This window comes from Alkanindiges illinoisensis DSM 15370 (genome assembly GCF_000619845.1).
Classification (GTDB): Bacteria; Pseudomonadota; Gammaproteobacteria; order Pseudomonadales; family Moraxellaceae; genus Alkanindiges; species Alkanindiges illinoisensis.
Genome location: NZ_JHUX01000003.1, coordinates 360,477 through 377,073, shown reverse-complemented (window position 1 = coordinate 377,073; position 16,597 = coordinate 360,477). Strand labels below are relative to the sequence as shown.

The 16,597-nt window shown below is 47.3% G+C and carries 13 protein-coding genes and 1 pseudogene; 8 read left to right on the top strand and 6 right to left on the bottom strand.

Annotation, left to right across the window (positions count from 1 at the left end; all coding sequences use genetic code 11):
• Positions 1-23: 23 nt before the first annotated feature.
• The gene (locus Q337_RS0102025) at positions 24-992 is read right to left on the bottom strand and encodes an ABC transporter substrate-binding protein (protein ID WP_228133102.1); all 969 of its coding nucleotides are present in this window, start codon (positions 990-992) and stop codon (positions 24-26) included.
• 758 nt (positions 993-1,750) lie between these two features.
• Between Q337_RS0102025 and Q337_RS0102010 the strand changes: the two genes are divergently transcribed.
• Positions 1,751-2,767: an isopenicillin N synthase family dioxygenase gene (locus Q337_RS0102010; RefSeq protein WP_026470161.1), complete on the top strand. Its 1,017-nt coding sequence runs from the start codon at positions 1,751-1,753 to the stop codon at positions 2,765-2,767.
• An 80-nt stretch (positions 2,768-2,847) separates the two neighbouring features.
• Here Q337_RS0102010 and Q337_RS0102005 read toward each other — a convergent pair whose 3' ends face one another.
• Positions 2,848-3,372: an ureidoglycolate lyase gene (locus Q337_RS0102005; protein ID WP_026470160.1), complete on the bottom strand. Its 525-nt coding sequence runs from the start codon at positions 3,370-3,372 to the stop codon at positions 2,848-2,850.
• 100 nt (positions 3,373-3,472) lie between these two features.
• Positions 3,473-4,498 carry an allantoicase gene (gene alc / locus Q337_RS0102000; protein ID WP_026470159.1) on the bottom strand — a complete coding sequence of 342 codons (1,026 nt, stop codon included), beginning with the start codon at positions 4,496-4,498 and terminating at the stop codon, positions 3,473-3,475.
• A gap of 225 nt (positions 4,499-4,723) precedes the next feature.
• On the opposite strand from alc, the gene Q337_RS0101995 reads away from it, so the two are divergent.
• Both Q337_RS0101995 and hpxO read left to right on the top strand, forming a co-directional pair.
• The gene (locus Q337_RS0101995; protein WP_026470158.1) at positions 4,724-5,434 is read left to right on the top strand and encodes a FadR/GntR family transcriptional regulator; all 711 of its coding nucleotides are present in this window, start codon (positions 4,724-4,726) and stop codon (positions 5,432-5,434) included.
• 347 nt (positions 5,435-5,781) lie between these two features.
• Positions 5,782-6,939 (top strand): FAD-dependent urate hydroxylase HpxO, encoded by a 1,158-nt coding sequence (gene hpxO / locus Q337_RS0101990; protein ID WP_026470157.1) that lies wholly within the window; start codon positions 5,782-5,784, stop codon positions 6,937-6,939.
• A gap of 231 nt (positions 6,940-7,170) precedes the next feature.
• Here hpxO and Q337_RS0101985 read toward each other — a convergent pair whose 3' ends face one another.
• Both Q337_RS0101985 and Q337_RS0101980 read right to left on the bottom strand, forming a co-directional pair.
• Positions 7,171-8,559 (bottom strand): nucleobase:cation symporter-2 family protein, encoded by a 1,389-nt coding sequence (locus tag Q337_RS0101985; RefSeq protein ID WP_026470156.1) that lies wholly within the window; start codon positions 8,557-8,559, stop codon positions 7,171-7,173.
• Positions 8,560-9,025: 466 nt separating this feature from the next.
• The gene (locus tag Q337_RS0101980; RefSeq protein WP_026470155.1) at positions 9,026-9,256 is read right to left on the bottom strand and encodes a hypothetical protein; all 231 of its coding nucleotides are present in this window, start codon (positions 9,254-9,256) and stop codon (positions 9,026-9,028) included.
• 444 nt (positions 9,257-9,700) lie between these two features.
• On the opposite strand from Q337_RS0101980, the gene mutS reads away from it, so the two are divergent.
• The 4 genes and pseudogenes from mutS (at position 9,701) to Q337_RS0101955 (ending at position 14,597) form a co-directional block, all read left to right on the top strand.
• Positions 9,701-12,337: a DNA mismatch repair protein MutS gene (mutS, locus tag Q337_RS0101975; protein WP_026470154.1), complete on the top strand. Its 2,637-nt coding sequence runs from the start codon at positions 9,701-9,703 to the stop codon at positions 12,335-12,337.
• Between the two features lie 168 nt (positions 12,338-12,505).
• Entirely contained in the window at positions 12,506-12,829 is a 324-nt protein-coding gene (gene fdxA, locus Q337_RS0101970; protein WP_026470153.1) for a ferredoxin FdxA, read from the top strand.
• A 78-nt stretch (positions 12,830-12,907) separates the two neighbouring features.
• Positions 12,908-13,656, top strand: a pseudogene (locus Q337_RS18535) (IS5 family transposase).
• Positions 13,657-13,841: 185 nt separating this feature from the next.
• Positions 13,842-14,597: a D-Ala-D-Ala carboxypeptidase family metallohydrolase gene (locus tag Q337_RS0101955; protein WP_034279155.1), complete on the top strand. Its 756-nt coding sequence runs from the start codon at positions 13,842-13,844 to the stop codon at positions 14,595-14,597.
• A gap of 148 nt (positions 14,598-14,745) precedes the next feature.
• Here Q337_RS0101955 and Q337_RS0101950 read toward each other — a convergent pair whose 3' ends face one another.
• Complete coding sequence (locus Q337_RS0101950) at positions 14,746-15,351, bottom strand: IMPACT family protein (protein WP_026470149.1); 606 nt, start codon at positions 15,349-15,351, stop codon at positions 14,746-14,748.
• A gap of 441 nt (positions 15,352-15,792) precedes the next feature.
• Between Q337_RS0101950 and trmB the strand changes: the two genes are divergently transcribed.
• The gene (gene trmB, locus Q337_RS16430; protein ID WP_084494673.1) at positions 15,793-16,587 is read left to right on the top strand and encodes a tRNA (guanosine(46)-N7)-methyltransferase TrmB; all 795 of its coding nucleotides are present in this window, start codon (positions 15,793-15,795) and stop codon (positions 16,585-16,587) included.
• Positions 16,588-16,597 lie beyond the last annotated feature (10 nt).

Genomic DNA, 16,597 nt, shown 5'->3' with positions numbered 1-16,597 from the left:
TCTTTACTCACCTAAAAATGAAATTACTTTGCCGGCTTTTTGCTGGCAGGTGCAAAAAACTGGGTGGTGTAGGCACTGGACCAGTTGGTTTTGGCATCAAGTAACTTGGTTTCTACCATAAAATCCCGTGTGGCTTTCCAGCGTGCATCGGTCATCACGCCATAACCTTTGGTTGCCGCATCGCCACCATCAATCAAATGCAGTTTTTTCATTTGCGACACCCCAAACGCCAGCACGTCGTCAGTCATGTTCGGGTTTTCTTTTTTAATCAGGGCATTACCCAGTGCCGGGTTGGCCAGATAGCTTTTCCAGCCCTCCATGGAAGCCTTGACAAAGCGCTGCAGGACATCCGGCTTGCTTTGCAGAACATCGTTGCGGGTAACCAGGATACCGCCATAGGACGGATAGCCCTCATTGGCAAACAGGAAGAAATTACTGCCCGGATCTGCTTTTTTGGCCTGTAAGACTTCTGAGGTGGCATAGGCTTGTTGTGCAACATTCTTGCCGGCCAGAAATGGCTGCATGTTGAAGGTGTATGGACGGGCCTGACTTTCTTCCAGATGATATTTGGCTTTTAACCATGGCCACCAGCTGGCTTGCCCACTGGCAGAAACCAGGATGGTTTTGCCTTTAAGGCCGGCCAGGTTTTTGACATCACCATGCGTCAGCATGCCTTGCGGATCAAACTGGAATGGTGCTGCAATTGCCTTGATGGGAAAACCTTGCTCAATACCTTTGAGCACTTGCAGGTCATAATTAATAATAACGTCTGCACGCTTGGCCAGCAGTAAGGTCATATTATTGACCTGCGGGCCGCCTGCCTTTACCGTCACGTCCAGTCCGTATTTTTTATAAATGCCTTGCGCAACAGCCTGATAATAACCGCCCTGCTCTGCCTGGGCATACCATGTGGTTTGTAAAACCAGTTTATCATTGGCTTGAGTAAATGTGCTGCACAAGACAGCCGCAGTGAGCAGTGCGAAACGTGGCATATGGATAGAATGATTCTTTTTCATGGCTATACCTCTAGAATAGATAATGTCGATACATACTTGCTATTCAATAGAGGGTGGACTTGTCGTATAGGCCAACTCTCGGGAACTGCTGGCAGAACCCGCCCTCTATTGAGGAGCAGCTTTCGCTGCAGAGCAATGTCCCATGCGTTGTTGATACGCACTAACCGCTTATACTCAGAATACAAACTTGCAAAGGCTATGCCATATTGTATTTCTTGTAATTAAGCTAATGATTTATAAATCAAAAACCAAAAATCATTTAAACAGGAAGCAGCCCTGCAAAAAAGTGGCTTACTGGTCAGACCAGTATTATCTGCGCCATCGTGGTTCACGATGGTGATAAGCCGGCAAATTGCTCAATCATGGTGCAGACCTAAATAAAGACAGGAAAATACAGGAAAAGCGACTGTGCTGTTGTCTATTTTACCTGGAACATGTATTACCTTAATTCATTGAATATAAAACAATAAAATTCAGTAAAAAAATTTTAAGCCAGAATGGTACAGCAATTGCTTACTGACTACACCAGAGTAGAAGCGTTCAACATACAGTCATTTTGCCAGAATTTAAAATGATGCGTATGTGGGTCATTGCTCGGAAAATAGCTGACACCTGATAGATCCTATTCCAGGAATATCGCAGGGTCAGTGTTTTTCATGAGACGTGACCCGATGGCAGTACCATGCATATATTGGGCCACACCTTGATTTTTCAGTAAATGCAGGAACACTAACATGAACGGCTCCAATACCATTGATCCTACCCTGTCCACGCCCTATTCCCTCGATGAACTCAAAAAAGAAGCCCGCATGGGTGCCATGGGACAGGAAACCTTTGCCCGAGAAATCCGTATTATTGACTTGTCTGACTTTGAACAGCGCAAGTTTGAGATTGCTGACCAGCTCTGGAATGCTGCGGTGGACATTGGATTTTTTCAGGTTGCCAACCATGGCATTCCCTTAAGCCAGATTCAGCAGGCTTTTGCCAGCACCGAACAGTTTTTTGCACTACCCGCTGAGGTAAAGGCACAGTATCCACTCAAGCGGAATGCAGGCTGGGAAAGCAAGGCACAGATCAGGCCATCAACCAATACACCAGACCAGAAAGAATCCTATCAAATTACCCGCCCCCGCATGGATGGTTTATGGCCCAGCGTGCAGGAATTGCCTGACTTTCAGGAAACCATGCTGAACTTTGAACAGGCCTGCTGGCAGACTGGCATGAAAATCCTGTCCTGCTTTGCCTATAAGCTGGGCTTTAGTGATGATTTTTTCACACAGGCGCATGATCCCTCCAAGCAAAGCTACCAAAGTACGCTGCGCATGCTGCATTACTATGCCATTGACCCAGCCCTAAAAGACCAGTTGGGCCTGTGGCGTGCTGGTGCCCATACCGATTTTGACTGCCTGACTTTACTGTTCCAGCGCAATGGACAGGGCGGCTTGCAGGTATGCCCGGGCAAGGATATGGAAGACCAGGAATGGACCAGTATCCAGCCTCACGATGAGGTGATTACCTGTAATATTGGCGATATGCTCACGCGCTGGAGTGATGACCAGTTGCCTTCCAATTTTCACCGGGTCAAAAATCCGGCTGCGCATGAGTATCAGGGTGCCCGCTATAGTCTGGCATTTTTCTGCCAGGCCAATGAAGATGTCATCATTGAAGGGCCGAACAAAAAATATCCGGCCATTACCGCCCGGGATTACTTGCAACAACGCATTAGTGCCAACTTTGAGGGCAAATATTAATTACTCCAGTTAATAAAAAAGCTGCTTTTGATCAATGCAAAAGCAGCTTTTTTTGTTCACTATCAATTGTGACCTGTTGACTAATTAGCCACTGGCACTGCAGTTTCTACCCTAATCAGACAAGGCTGGCTCAACTGATGAATGTCACAGTTATGGCCTGTGCCAATACGGTCCACCACCAGAAAATTACTGGGTGCTTCCAGCGTAATCAGCGGATGGTGCCACACGCCTCTGGCATAGGTTATCCCTTGCTGGCCGTTACTTAAAAAAGCACAAACCTGCGCTTCATCCGGTTGCCGGTCGTCTAACGGCAGTGCCACCACAATGACAAAGGCCTGTCCATCCATGGGAATAAACGACTGGCTCCCCTGTGGATGGCGCTCCAGCATGTCGATCTGTAACGGCAGCGTACTGGCCTGTAAATTTCTGAAAATACTCAGGCCAATGCTTGCGGCCTCACCAGCAACCTGTGGCAAGGACAAAGCATGGTAACGTTCTGTTTGGCCCTGATTAATGGATAAGGGCTGGCCAGCACATTCAATCACGTCACCAAAAGCGGCAAAGCATGCCGCAGTCAGTGGTTGTAACGCGACAGTCAGGGTCATTATAGTTATCCTAAAAATTCCAAATAAATACCTTCAACTTAAAACCTCGAAGTTAAAATCGGACTAGAACTAACACCCGGTTTTAGACTAAAGTGGTTAATCAAACGCCATCTTCAAGCGCTATCTTGCCCCATAACCGGATACGGCTGATGCCGCCATCAGGGATCATATTCAGGCGGATATGGCTAATTTTTTGCTCGTGCAGAATTTCAGAAATATAGGTATGGATGTGATCCATGCTTAATGGCTGGTCATTTAACAAAAACGGCCAGAACATACTTTGCGGGATGAGCTGTGCATCCGTGGCATTTTCCACATAGACGGCCTGAATAGAGCAAAAAGCCGGATAGTTGCCCTTAAAATGCGCAGTATCCACCTCAATCCGCTCAACCTGACCCGGCTGGCCCAGCGCAATAATGCACCAGTCGTGTCCGGGTGCCCGGCGACGCTTGGTTTCCCAGCCATCACCCATGTTAATGCCACGGCCCGGATTTAATAAATTGTTGGGATGACCAAAATGCGCATCACTAAACGCCACTATCCTGCCCCCATTTTTCAGGGCCACCAGATCAAGCGGGTCTGTAGCAGCCTGTGACTGCAAGACCACCTGGCCATAGACCCGCAAGCGTGCAATGCCGCCATCCGGAAAGATATTCAGGCGGATATGGGTAAATGGCTGCCCCTGCTGGCTGGCTTCAATCAGATGATGATGATCCGGCGACAGGATATGGTTGGCAACCAGCTCCACCCATGTTGTCTGCTCATCCAGCTGGTCATCCGGTGCATAACAGGCTTCTATGGATGCAGAAGCCGGGTAGTTGCCGGTAAAAAAGGACGTATCCACATCAAAGCCGGTAATCTGCCCGGCAACACCCAGGCGAACAATACACCAGTCATAGCCAGCCTCACGCTTGCGCCGGGTTTCCCAGCCATCCATCCATTTGCCATGATCATCAAACTTGTCAGCGATAAACATGGCAGGCGCTGTTTGTAACATGCGTTCGGCCTTGGCAAAAAACTCATCGGAGCACGCCACGATAGTGGTGCCAATCCGTGCATCGGCCAGATTGACCAAACGTTTGAAATGTTCCGGTAGATCAGCCGGCTTGGCATAACTAATGCTCATAAAATAACACCCTAAATCCTGATAGTCTGGAGACTGTGAATATCATGCAAAAACCAATCCAACTGGTCAGACCAGTTAGCATGAATTAATCATCAGCGTGAATAGTGGTCATTCGGCCAGATTTTTCTAAAAGCGGTTGCTGGTTATTTTTTTATAAATCCAGTAAAACATACACGGTATTTAATTAAATGTGGCAAACAGGCCACTGTAGTGAACCCGATCAATATGAAGCCTCAATCAATTATAACCAGACAGCCCTCACAAGTGACTGAACAAGCCGTCATTACCATTTACGACTGGATTCAGCAGGGAGTTTATCCGGTTGGTGCTGCCCTGCCTTCACAGCGCGAACTGGCGCTACAGCTTGGGATTAGCCGCGCTTCATTACGCGAAGCCCTGACCCGGCTGGCAGCGCTTGGCCAACTTAAGATTCTGGCTGGCAAAGGGGTTTATGTGACTGCACTGGACAGCCAGCCGGTGGAACAATGGAACCAGACCCATAGTGGGTCATTAAAAGATTTTTACCAGTTACGCTATGTGCTGGAAAGCTTTTGCGCCATGCTGGCGTGTCATTATCTTAATGAAAAAGATCAGCAGTTGTTTAAAAGTCATTTTGAGCAGCTTAAAACCGCCATTGAACAGCAGAACTGGCAGGAAGCCGCCCTGCATGATCATCAGTTTCATCAGCGCATTCTTGAATTAAGCCATAATCCTTCAGTGGTCCAGATTTTAAAAAACCAGACAGAAGCGTTAAAGCAAAGTCAGGTACTACCCTTTATCCAGCCCAGTCTGGCCCATCAAACCATTCTGGAGCACCAGCATATTCTTGACGCACTATGCGCCAGGGATAGCCTGGCCGCTGAACAGGCCATGAAAAAACATGTAATTTGCGCAGCCCAGCGTGCCGGTGTTTACTTTTTAAGCCATCAGTCCTAAGTCCAATTTTTTTGCAAAAAGCCATAAAATAACAAGTGCACCATTAGGTGCCGCTTATGCCATATTCTCGTGCAGAGTTGCCCCATATTTATTCCATTGGTGGTCTCGCCTGTACTTTTAAGGCTTGCTGCAACTAATGGTGGGCCAGATACTGGTCAGACCAGTAATAACAATCTTATCGGCTTTTGCAAAACGGGTTTTTCATGTTTTGCTATAATCTAAATTTTTAGTTAAGTAACTTATTTATAACAATAAAAATTTTTTATAGCAGTCCTTTCCGTAGCTTGGCATAGTTCTCGCTTTTTAAGGGAGATTTATGACTTGCGGTTTACAGATAAGGTTTTGCAATGAATATTATGATTATTGGTGCTGGTATGGGCGGTCTGACCGCTGGTATAGCACTTCAAAAGTTCGGCCATCAGGTCACCATTTATGAACAGGCTGCTGAAATTCTTCCTGTGGGCGCTGCCATCTCACTGTGGTCCAATGGAGTCAAGTGCCTAAACTATCTGGGCCTGACAGAACAAATCGCCCAGCTTGGCGGCCGGATGGACGATCTGGCTTATATCGATGGCCTTTCCAATACTACCATGACCCAGTTTAGCCTGATGCCTTTATATCAGGAGGTGGGGCAACGCGCCTATCCGGTATCACGCGCTGCGCTGCAAGCCATGCTGATGGAGGAATTCGGGCACCAGAATATCCGGCTTGGCATGCGTATGGAAAAAATTGAAGACCACGGCAGTTGTGTCCGTGCGCAGTTTAGCGACGGCAGCATCGTCAGCGCAGACCTGCTGATTGGTGCCGATGGTACGCACTCGCTCACCCGCACCCATGTGCTGGGCGAACAGGTCGCGCGGCGCTACGCCGGTTATGTGAACTGGAATGGACTGGTTGAGATCAGTGATGATCTGGCGCCTGCCAACCAGTGGACTACATTTGTTGGAGAGGGAAAACGGGTGTCCATGATGCCAGTGGCCAACAACCAGTTTTACTTCTTTTTTGATGTACCCCTGCCGGCCGGCCTAGATAACCAGAAAGCACAGTACCAGCAGGATTTAAAAACGCATTTTGCTGGCTGGTGCGCACCGGTACAAGCCCTGATTGACTGCCTGAATCCGCAAACCACCAACCGGGTTGAAATTCATGACATCGAACCGTTTATGCAATTTTATAAGGGTCGTGTCGTGATTCTGGGTGATGCAGCGCACAGTACCACGCCTGATATCGGTCAGGGTGGCTGTCAGGCCATGGAAGATGCTATTTATCTGGCACGCGCCCTCCAGATCAATACCTTTGGCCTGGAAGATGCACTGGAACGCTACCAGAACAAACGCAATGAACGTACCCGGGAAATGGTACTCCGTGCCCGCAAGCGCTGTGACATTACCCATATGAAAGATGAAACGGCCACCCGGCAATGGTATGCAGATTTATATCAGGAGCAGGGTTCACACATTATGCAGGGCATTATCAGCAATATTGTGGGGAATCCTCTGGATTAAGCTGATGTAACTTAGTAAAAGTAACCCGGTAAAACCAGCCCGGTAAAAGTAGTCCGTTAAAAAAGGAAGCGCAGGCTTCCTTTTCTTATGCCCGAATAAACAGCTTAAAATAAAAAACGGCCCAAGGGGTTGTTCCCATAGGCCGTTGCGCTATTGAAGCAATATTACCGGCACCCTCATCTTAAATACTGTTAAGCAGTAGCCGGGTAATATACTGTCCTGATTGCGTTTTCATGAACCCTGCAGCTTGTTTAAATCTACCATGCCTGGTGCTGCCTGCTTGCCAAAGCCGCGCAATTTTACATGGTTAAACAGCAGGTTTAATAAAATGGCCATAATACAGGTTGAACTAATGCCGGAATGAAACAGGGTTTTTACCCAGGTTGGAAACTGCGCATAAAACTCGTCATTGACAATGGGAATCAGGCCAACTGCAATAGAAGTTGCGACGATAATCAGGTTGCTTTGAATATTGTAGTCGACCTTGCCCAGCGTGCGGATACCACTGGCAGCCACTGTGCCAAACAGTACCAGTCCTGCACCGCCCAAAACCGGCATGGGAATGGAAGCCACCAGACGCCCCATCACTGGCAGCAGCCCCAGAATAACCAGAATAACTCCGCCAGTTGCCACCACAAAACGGCTTTTGATCCCGGTAATGGCCACCAGTCCCACGTTCTGGGCAAACGCACTTTGCATGAAAGAACCAAAAACGGGTGCAACCGCACTGGATAACATGTCTGCTCTTAAGCCATTACCAATACGTCTGGAGTCAACGCTGGTGCCCACAATTTCACCCACTGCGATAATGTCGGCGGTGGTTTCCGTCATAATCACCAGCGTTACAATCAGCATGGAAATAATGGCAGCCACATCAAAGGCCGGCATGCCAAAGGCAAACACATGCGGCACAGCCACCCAGCTGCCCTGTGCTACCTTGGAAAAATCCGTATAGCCCAGCAACGATGCCACCACGGTGCCACAAACAATAGACAACAGAATGGCCAGACGGCGCACGGCAGGACTTTTGGACATGCTAAACAGCATGACAATGACCAGCGTAATCACTGCCAGACCAACATTGGCAGTAGATCCCCAGCTTTCCGCTTTGGGATTGCCACCCATCACCCAGCGTATTGCAACGGGTGTCAGGGACAGGCCAATCATGGTAATAACACTACCGGTGACCACAGGCGGAAAAAACCGGATAATCTGGGAGAAAAAAGGGGCCAGCAACAGACCAGCCAATGAGGCCACAATCACTGCCCCATATACTGCGGGCAAGCCGCCTCCCGTGGTGACAATTGCCACCATGGTTGCAACTCCGGCAAAGGATACTCCCTGCACCAGTGGTAAACGTGCCCCAAAATATTTAACGCCCAGCGTTTGTAACAGGGTAGCCAAACCGCCCACAAATAGTGCTGCTGCAATCAGCATACCCAGTTGTGGCCCGGCAAGGCCTGCTGCACTACCCACAATGAGCGGTGGTGCAATGATACCACCATACATGGTCAGTACATGCTGTAAACCATAAGCCACATTTTTGGCTGTACCCAGATTTTCATGTTCTGGCGCTGTAGCCTTAATCTTGGCTTGCTCACTTGTATCAATATTGCTCATGATATTTATCCCAAAACTGATTTTTTACTGCAATGCTTTAACAACTGCATCACTGCCGCGATAGGTTGAATGGGAAATGAACTGATTCACAAAGGCTCATGGTAATGCTGTCAAAGTTCCATCAACTTAAAAGCCGTGTAAGCCCATGGATATAAACAGAACCAGCTGGTGGTCTGAAAATAGGGCTGTATCTCATGGGCTAGTGATAAAAAAATTATCCTTTCATTCAATCTGACAGGTCAGACCAGTTGGCTTATTGTCTTAAGCAAAACAAATGCCAGAATCTTTATAAATTTTTAATTTAAGAAATAATTTAATCTAATCAATTGCTTATTCTTATTTATAGCTGGATTAGGTAAGGATTCTATCTCTGTCAAAGATAATGAAAATGCCTTGTAAGTTTTCGCCTTTCCCCATGCTGCCCCAATTAAGCGCAAACTCTCTATATCTAATATTTGTTCTGGTCTTACAGCATTGCCAACCTACGTGAGTCAATAACAATGCGGTCTTCAATGACATTGGTCAAATATAAATCAACCACATCTTTTGTAGTAAGCTCATCCTTTGCTTGGGTTGATAGCTCTTTTCTTTTTTTGTCCAGCTCTTTTTCCTGCTTTAACTGGGTAGCCGGGCAAACACCATTTGCACGTAAGAGATTTAAACGCATTAACTCTACACGTGCTTCTGCAAGAAACATGACAGGAAATGTCCCAAACGATAGATAAAGCTTTTTGCCCCAGCCTTGCTACAAATTAACCTTAAACCAATGACTCATCACGATTACTTTTATCTAGATCGCCTGCCTTCCTTTGTTCAATAGCGCGAGCCGCTCAGGCTACCTGACGTTTATCTCTTGCATGACTTATTCCTTTTTATGAATACGCCTAAATTTGTTAAAATACAGTGTTCATGCAATCCAGCGTGATTTATAGGCATTGATCATTGTATCTTACCCTGGAAAAAATATATTTTTTCAGGCTCAGGTTGATTACTGTTGAACACTTGTGGAAAGCTAACGCATGTATCATTTGCCCGTATGTTTATTTTTCAGAATTGTTGCTTTCAAAATTGTTGTTTCAATAATTGCCGTTAAACGAATTATTATTTACAGAACTGTTGTTTCCAGAGGATTTTATACCCAGTGAATGTCGCTAATCCCATGCTTGACCTGAGTTCACACACACCCATGATGCAGCAATACCTGACTGTCAAACAGCAATATGCGCATGCACTGGTGTTTTATCGCATGGGTGACTTTTATGAGCTATTTTTTGAGGATGCGCACCGGGCCGTCAAGCTGTTGGGCATTACCCTGACACATCGCGGCAAAAGCAATGGTGAGCCAATTCCCATGGCTGGAGTGCCCTATCATGCAGCAGAAGGCTATCTGGCGCGACTGGTCAAAGCTGGTGAAACAGTCGCCATTTGTGAACAGGTGGGTGAGATTACCGGCAAAGGCCCGGTTGAACGCAAAGTAGTGCGGATTTTAACGCCCGGCACCCTAACTGACGACGCACTATTGCCCAGCCATCAAAGTGCCAGTCTAGCCGCGTTGAGCTTTGATAAGGATAAAGTGGGCATTGCCATTCTTGAACTCAGCTCTGGCCAGTTTCTGGTGCAGGAAATGCCGCTGGATTATTTGCGACTGAATATTGAACTGGCGCGTCTGGCACCGGCTGAAATTTTAATCAGTGAAGATGTGGAAGATAGCCCTATTGTTAAACAATTGCGACAGGAGATTGAAACGCCATTAACCCGACGCCCCAATGTGGATTTTCATCCGGGCAATGCTGCCGATGTGCTGTGCCGACAATTCAAGGTCAGCACACTGGCTGGGTTTGGCGTTGAGCATTTAAAACTGGCACAGGCAGCAGCGGCCGCATTGCTGCATTATGCCAGCGAAACCCAGAAAACCAGCCTGCCGCACATCCAGCGCATTCGTGTAGAAAGCATGGATGCCTTTATTGCGCTTGATCCGGTCACTAGGCGTAATCTGGAAATTACCGAGCCCTTGTTTGAGCATGGTACATCCCTGCTCAAGCTGGTAGACCGCTGCCAGACCGTGATGGGTTCACGCTTGCTGGCGCGCCATCTCATGCAGCCTTTACGTGACACTAAACTGCTGGAGCAACGTCAGGACGCCATTGCTGACATTTTAAATGGCTACCATGAAGAAGCCATTCGCGTAGCGCTGTCCAGCATTGGCGATGTTGAGCGGGTACTGGGCCGCGTTGCCCTTAATACTGCACGCCCACGTGACCTGGTGATGCTGCGGCAAGCCTGTGCGCAGTTGCCCTTTGTGCATCACGCCCTGCACTCTGCGCTGCATCAAAAAAGTCTGGTGCTCCAGCAGCTTTCGCAGCAGCTTGGCAGTTTTAATCATGTATTTGAGTTTCTCAAACAGGCCGTGGTTGAAACCCCACCGGTGCTGTTGCGTGACGGTGGCGTGATTGCAGCGGGTTTTGATCGCGAACTGGATGAACTGCGCCAGATTCGCGACCATGCCAACCAGTTTTTGCTGGATATGGAACAGCGTGAACGGGAAAACACCGGGATTGCCACCCTGAAAATTGGCTACAACCGGGTGAGTGGCTACTACATTGAATTAACCCGTGCGCAAAGTGAATCAGCGCCTGCACATTTTATTCGGCGGCAAACCCTGAAAAATGTTGAGCGCTATATCACACCAGAGCTTAAAACCTTTGAAGACAAGGTGCTGTCCAGTGAATCGCGTGCCTTAAACCGCGAAAAGCAGTTATTTGATCATCTGCTAGACAAACTGCGTCAGGAACTGGCTGCGCTACAGGGCATGAGTGCTGCGATTGCCGAGCTGGACGTCTTATCCAACTGGGCGGCACAGGCCCGCAACCGCCAGTGGGTACGCCCCAGTTTTCAGCCGGAATGCGGCATTGATATTCAGGCTGGACGCCATCCGGTTGTAGAGTCCTTAATTAAAGCGTCTTTTACGCCCAATGATGTCAATTTAAATGAAAAACACCGGCTTGCCTTAATCACTGGACCCAATATGGGCGGTAAATCCACCTATATGCGGCAAACAGCCCTGATTTGCATTCTGGCTTATTGCGGCAGTTTTGTGCCTGCCAAGCAAGCCCGGCTTGGCCCGATTGACCGGATTTTTACCCGGATTGGTTCTGCTGATGATCTGTCTAGCGGCAAATCAACTTTTATGGTCGAAATGACTGAAACTGCACAAATCCTGCACCATGCGACCAGCCACTCCCTGGTGTTGATGGATGAAGTAGGTCGTGGCACCAGCACTTACGATGGTTTGTCGCTGGCTTGGGCCTGTGTGCTGGATCTGGCCAAGCGCATTCAATGTTTGTGCCTGTTTGCCACGCATTATTTTGAGCTGACTGAGCTGGGCCAGCAGTCCGGTATTGATAATTATCACGTGGCTGCCAAGGAAATTAATGGTGACCTGATTTTATTGCATCAGGTACGCAACGGTGCGGCCAACCAAAGTCATGGCATACAGGTGGCCAAGCTGGCCGGTATTCCAACATCTGTACTCAAGGAAGCCCAGCAGCGCCTGAAAATTCTGGAGCGCCAGCAAAGCAAGTATATTGGTACAGCACATCAAAATGATTTATTTGACTTTGATACTGCGCCAAAACACATTGTGGTAGAACCCCAAGTGCAGATTATAGAAGTGGAAAAACCTTCCCCTGTGCTGGAGCAACTGCAACAAACAGATGTGGATAACCTGACGCCCCGGCAGGCGCTTGAACTTTTGTATGCGTTAAAGCAGCAGATTTAAGGGTGACAACACCAGAAAATAAGCCACTTAAGCCTTGATTTTTATTTAATTGAAGTCTTAAGCGGCGTTATCTATAAATAATATCACTAAAAGGAATTGTTACTAGCAGGCAAAAGCGCCTAAAATAGCCTCTAATTGCTAACATCATGTTGTAGGGTAGCTGTCGCCATGACCTTTGTTGTCACCGAAAACTGTATTAAATGTAAATATCAGGACTGCGTAGAAGTTTGCCCAGTCGATTGTTTCTATGAAGGCCCTAATTTTCTGGTGATCAATCCGGATGAGTGCATTGACTGCGCGCTGTGTGAACCAGAGTGCCCGGCCAACGCTATTTTCTCAGAAGATGAGCTGCCGGCAGGTCAGGAAGTTTTTATTGAGATCAACGCTGACCTGTCACAAAAATGGCCCAACATTACCCAGATCGGTGATCAGCCTGCTGACCGTGAAGAATGGAACGGCAAGCCAGACAAGCTGCAATATCTGGAAAAATAAACTGGCTGGATTACGGATTTTTCTAGGGCGTGTCATCAATTAGGTTGAGAAAATACAAGTTGCCTTCATTATAGGGTTATGACTAGACGTTATGCCTTACGTGATGACCAGTGGGATCGCATCAAAGACCTACTGCCCGGACGCACCAACACTGTTGGGGTCACTGCCAAAGATAACCGCCTGTTCGTTGAAGCTGTCTTGTACCGCTACAGGGCAGGTATCCCGTGGCGGGATCTGCCTGAACGATTTGGTGATTTTCGGGTGGTGCATACCCGCTTTAGTCGCTGGTCAAGATCAGGAATATGGCAACGCGTATTTGAAGCTTTATCCCAAGACATTGACAATGAATATGCGATGATTGACTCAACCATAGTGCGTGCCCATCAGCACAGTGCAGGAAAAAGGGGGATCAAGCCATTAGACGCAGCAAAGGGGGATTGAGTACTAAAATCCATACCCGGACTGATGCTTTAGGCAATCCCACTGGCTTTTACTTAACTAAAGGACAGGATCATGATCTAAAGGGTGCGGATGTATTGCTTGATCTTAGCTTAAGCTCAACATGGCTTATGGACAAAGCTTATAATTCCAAAGACAGGGTGATTGAACCGATCCAGAACAAAAATGGCAAAGTAGTGATGCCGAGTAAAAGTAACTGTAAAGCACCACGCGGCTATGACCGGCACTTATACAAGGCACGCCATTTAATTGAAAACTTCTTTGCCAAGCTCAAGCAGTACAGGGGCATTGCCACACGCTATGATAAGCTGGCTCTACACTTCCTGTCAGCCATCTATCTGGCCTCTTCCATCATCTGGCTCAATTGATGACACGCTCTAGCTTAAAAGCTCGCCACAAGCGGGCTTTTTTGTTTAGGTGCACTCAATAAACCTACACACTGTGAATTGTTTTTTACAAAATTCCGGTCAAGCACAGGCTTGTAAAACTGGCTGATTGTTACAATATAACACCGGACTGGCTTAAAAATTATTTCATGAAAAAAGGAGCACGAATGCTACAGCAAACCAAGGCGGATCATACACAGCTTCGTTGGTTGTTCCTGTTATGCCTGATGCCATTGCTGGGAAGCTGTATCAATCCACCAGCCAAAAAACCGGTTATTCATACCCAGGTGATTCGTCCTGCTCAACCTTTAAAACTGAACAAATTGCCACCAGAGCTAATGATTGAACAAAACACCCATTGGCACCGTGCGCCACCGTCCAGCTATAAGCAGTGGCTGAGTGAAGGTTTACACGAGCAACAGGTGAACCGCTATCACAATTACCTGATTCGCCACGATGTCAGCCGGGCAGCACCCATGTTTGAATTGCTTAAAAGCGCACGTGACTGGGAACGCTGTGGCCGTGAACCGTACGCTGTGCCGTCAAGTGAGTTATGGGACAATCTGCTGCCTACCCTCAAAGTGTTACAGCAGTTGCAGGATCAAAAAATTCTGGATGATATTGAAGTCACTTCGGTCTATCGTGATGCTGAGCTTAACCAGTGCGCCAATGGTAGCCCAGGCAGCAAGCATGTGCATAATTCTGCACTGGATTTTCGGATTGGCAGTGAAAACCCGGATATTGGTGAGCTTGAAAAAATTGCCCGCGCTAAACATCAGTTGTGTGAATACTGGCAAAACAATGGCCAGCGCCTGAATATGGGCCTGGGTGTTTATGCCAGTGGCCAGATTCATATTGATACCCAGGGTTTTAGAACATGGGGGCCAGACCATACGCATAACACTTCAATCTGCCCAAGCTAAGTAGAATTCTGGTTAAAACCTAATGACATTGTCATTACATCTTATTATTTTTTTAGAAAGTGAACAGCGCAGTGACTAAGACAGTTTTTAGGATGCTGCGCTTTTTTATATGGCTCTTAACATAGCTATCAACATTGATTTATCCGCTTTAATTTGATGCACCTTCAGGCTTTTTAATTGTTAAATTTTCCCGTCCAGCAGTGATGCCCTGCAACCAGCCATTAAACTCATTCTTAAACGCTTCTGCAATGTTCACCTCAAGCTGAATCCCCTGTGCGTCATAATGCTGCTGCACAATCTGCACTGGATGGGTCTGAAGGTAATGTTCTACCCGCGCCCATTCTGCAAAACTCACAAAGAAACTGGCCTGCAAGGTTTTGATCAGTTCAACCTTGTGAGCAGCCTGTAAGCATAGCTGCGCGGTTCCGCCATAGGCGCGTACCAATCCTCCTGTCCCCAGCTTGACGCCACCATACCAGCGATTGACCAGTACAATGATATTGTCCAGTTGCTGGCCTTCAATCACTGCCAGAATGGGTCTACCTGCTGTTCCACCGGGTTCACCATCATCATTCACCCGGCTTTGCCCATTGATTTTCCATGCCCAGCACTGATGTGTGGCGCTGGCATCATGCTGCTGCGCCAGAAACTGCTGTGCCTGTTCAATGGAACCCACAGGTGCCGCAATGGCTATAAAACGGCTTTTTTTAATATCATGCTGAGCAGTAGTAATGTCGAAAATGGTAAAGGTCATGAGTAGAGGCTAATATGGTAAAGGGGATAAGAATTTTTTATATTTCATCTTAGCCCAGACGTTTACCCTTGATAAAACAGATCACTATCAAAATTATGGTAATGATAAAAACATAAAGCAAATAATAAGCAATACTTTCATAGAGTAGCCAAATGGTGCCGCCCAGCAAAAGTATAAAATAACTTACTAGCACCACCCAGCCTTGCCATACTATCGGTAAGCCCCAACCCAAGCCATAGCGTTTGGCAGGAAACCAGATTTTTTTATCGACTGGATATCTTGATGGCATTGATTCTGTTTTCCTGTTTATGGGCAATTTGAACACGTCTTATTTTATAATGGCATGAGTCAGCCAGACTAGAATGATATCTTCTAGAAGTAAACCAGCTAAAAATCCAGTACAATGCGTCCATCTTTTTGCCAGTAGCCAACCGTTTTTCCATGACGCAGCCTTCGATCCAATCCGAACAACAGCATTCACAGGAACCTATTCAGCTTGCCGATCAGCCTGACCGTCCAGATGGAGATGATCAAGCTCAAAATGCGCAGACTGGTACTGCTGAAAATGGCAGGGCACACCGTTCGGTGCTGACTTTCATGCGTCGTTCATCACCCTTAAATACGTCTCAAGCCAAGGCGCTGGAAGATTACCAGCATCTGATTGTTGAAGCCCCTATTCATGATGCCCGCCAGTTGTTTGAACACCCGGAGCATCCACTAACTGTAGAAATTGGCTTTGGCATGGGCCGTTCACTGGTGTTGATGGCACAGGCTGCTCCAGAACGTAATTTTTTAGGCATTGAAGTGCATGTACCAGGTATTGCCCAGTGTGTCTATGAGGCAGGCATGGCAGGCCTCACCAACCTGCGAGTTATGGATGCCGATGCGCTGGAAGTGCTTAATGGCTTGCCAGATGGCTCAATTGATCGCCTGCAATTGTATTTTCCCGATCCATGGCAAAAGAAAAAGCATTTTAAACGCCGCTTTGTGTCACATGAACGTATGCCGCTGGTTGAACAAAAACTGGCAACAGGTGGCTGGTTTCATGCAGCAACAGATTGGGAACATTATGCTGAATGGATGCTTGATGTCTTAGATAATCGACCTGCCCTAAAAAATGTTTATGGCAAAGGCAATGCGGCACCACGGCCAGACTGGCGGCCAGAAACCAAATTTGAACGTCGTGGCCATGAAGCCGGCCATGGTGTCTGGGACTTTATTTTTGAGAAAACCTAAGTAGCCGCTT

What these genes read in the sequence shown, in the direction of transcription:
- hpxO (WP_026470157.1), top strand. Translation starts at nt 5,782, where the DNA reads ATGAATATTATGATTATTGGTGCTGGTATGGGCGGTCTGACCGCTGGT.
- Q337_RS0102010 (WP_026470161.1), top strand. Translation starts at nt 1,751, where the DNA reads ATGAACGGCTCCAATACCATTGATCCTACCCTGTCCACGCCCTATTCC.
- fdxA (WP_026470153.1), top strand. Translation starts at nt 12,506, where the DNA reads ATGACCTTTGTTGTCACCGAAAACTGTATTAAATGTAAATATCAGGAC.
- alc (WP_026470159.1), bottom strand. Translation starts at nt 4,498, where the DNA reads ATGAGCATTAGTTATGCCAAGCCGGCTGATCTACCGGAACATTTCAAA.
- Q337_RS0102025 (WP_228133102.1), bottom strand. Translation starts at nt 992, where the DNA reads ATGCCACGTTTCGCACTGCTCACTGCGGCTGTCTTGTGCAGCACATTT.
- Q337_RS0101950 (WP_026470149.1), bottom strand. Translation starts at nt 15,351, where the DNA reads ATGACCTTTACCATTTTCGACATTACTACTGCTCAGCATGATATTAAA.
- Q337_RS0101980 (WP_026470155.1), bottom strand. Translation starts at nt 9,256, where the DNA reads ATGTTTCTTGCAGAAGCACGTGTAGAGTTAATGCGTTTAAATCTCTTA.
- Q337_RS0101985 (WP_026470156.1), bottom strand. Translation starts at nt 8,559, where the DNA reads ATGAGCAATATTGATACAAGTGAGCAAGCCAAGATTAAGGCTACAGCG.
- Q337_RS0101995 (WP_026470158.1), top strand. Translation starts at nt 4,724, where the DNA reads ATGAAGCCTCAATCAATTATAACCAGACAGCCCTCACAAGTGACTGAA.
- Q337_RS0101955 (WP_034279155.1), top strand. Translation starts at nt 13,842, where the DNA reads ATGCTACAGCAAACCAAGGCGGATCATACACAGCTTCGTTGGTTGTTC.
- Q337_RS0102005 (WP_026470160.1), bottom strand. Translation starts at nt 3,372, where the DNA reads ATGACCCTGACTGTCGCGTTACAACCACTGACTGCGGCATGCTTTGCC.
- trmB (WP_084494673.1), top strand. Translation starts at nt 15,793, where the DNA reads ATGACGCAGCCTTCGATCCAATCCGAACAACAGCATTCACAGGAACCT.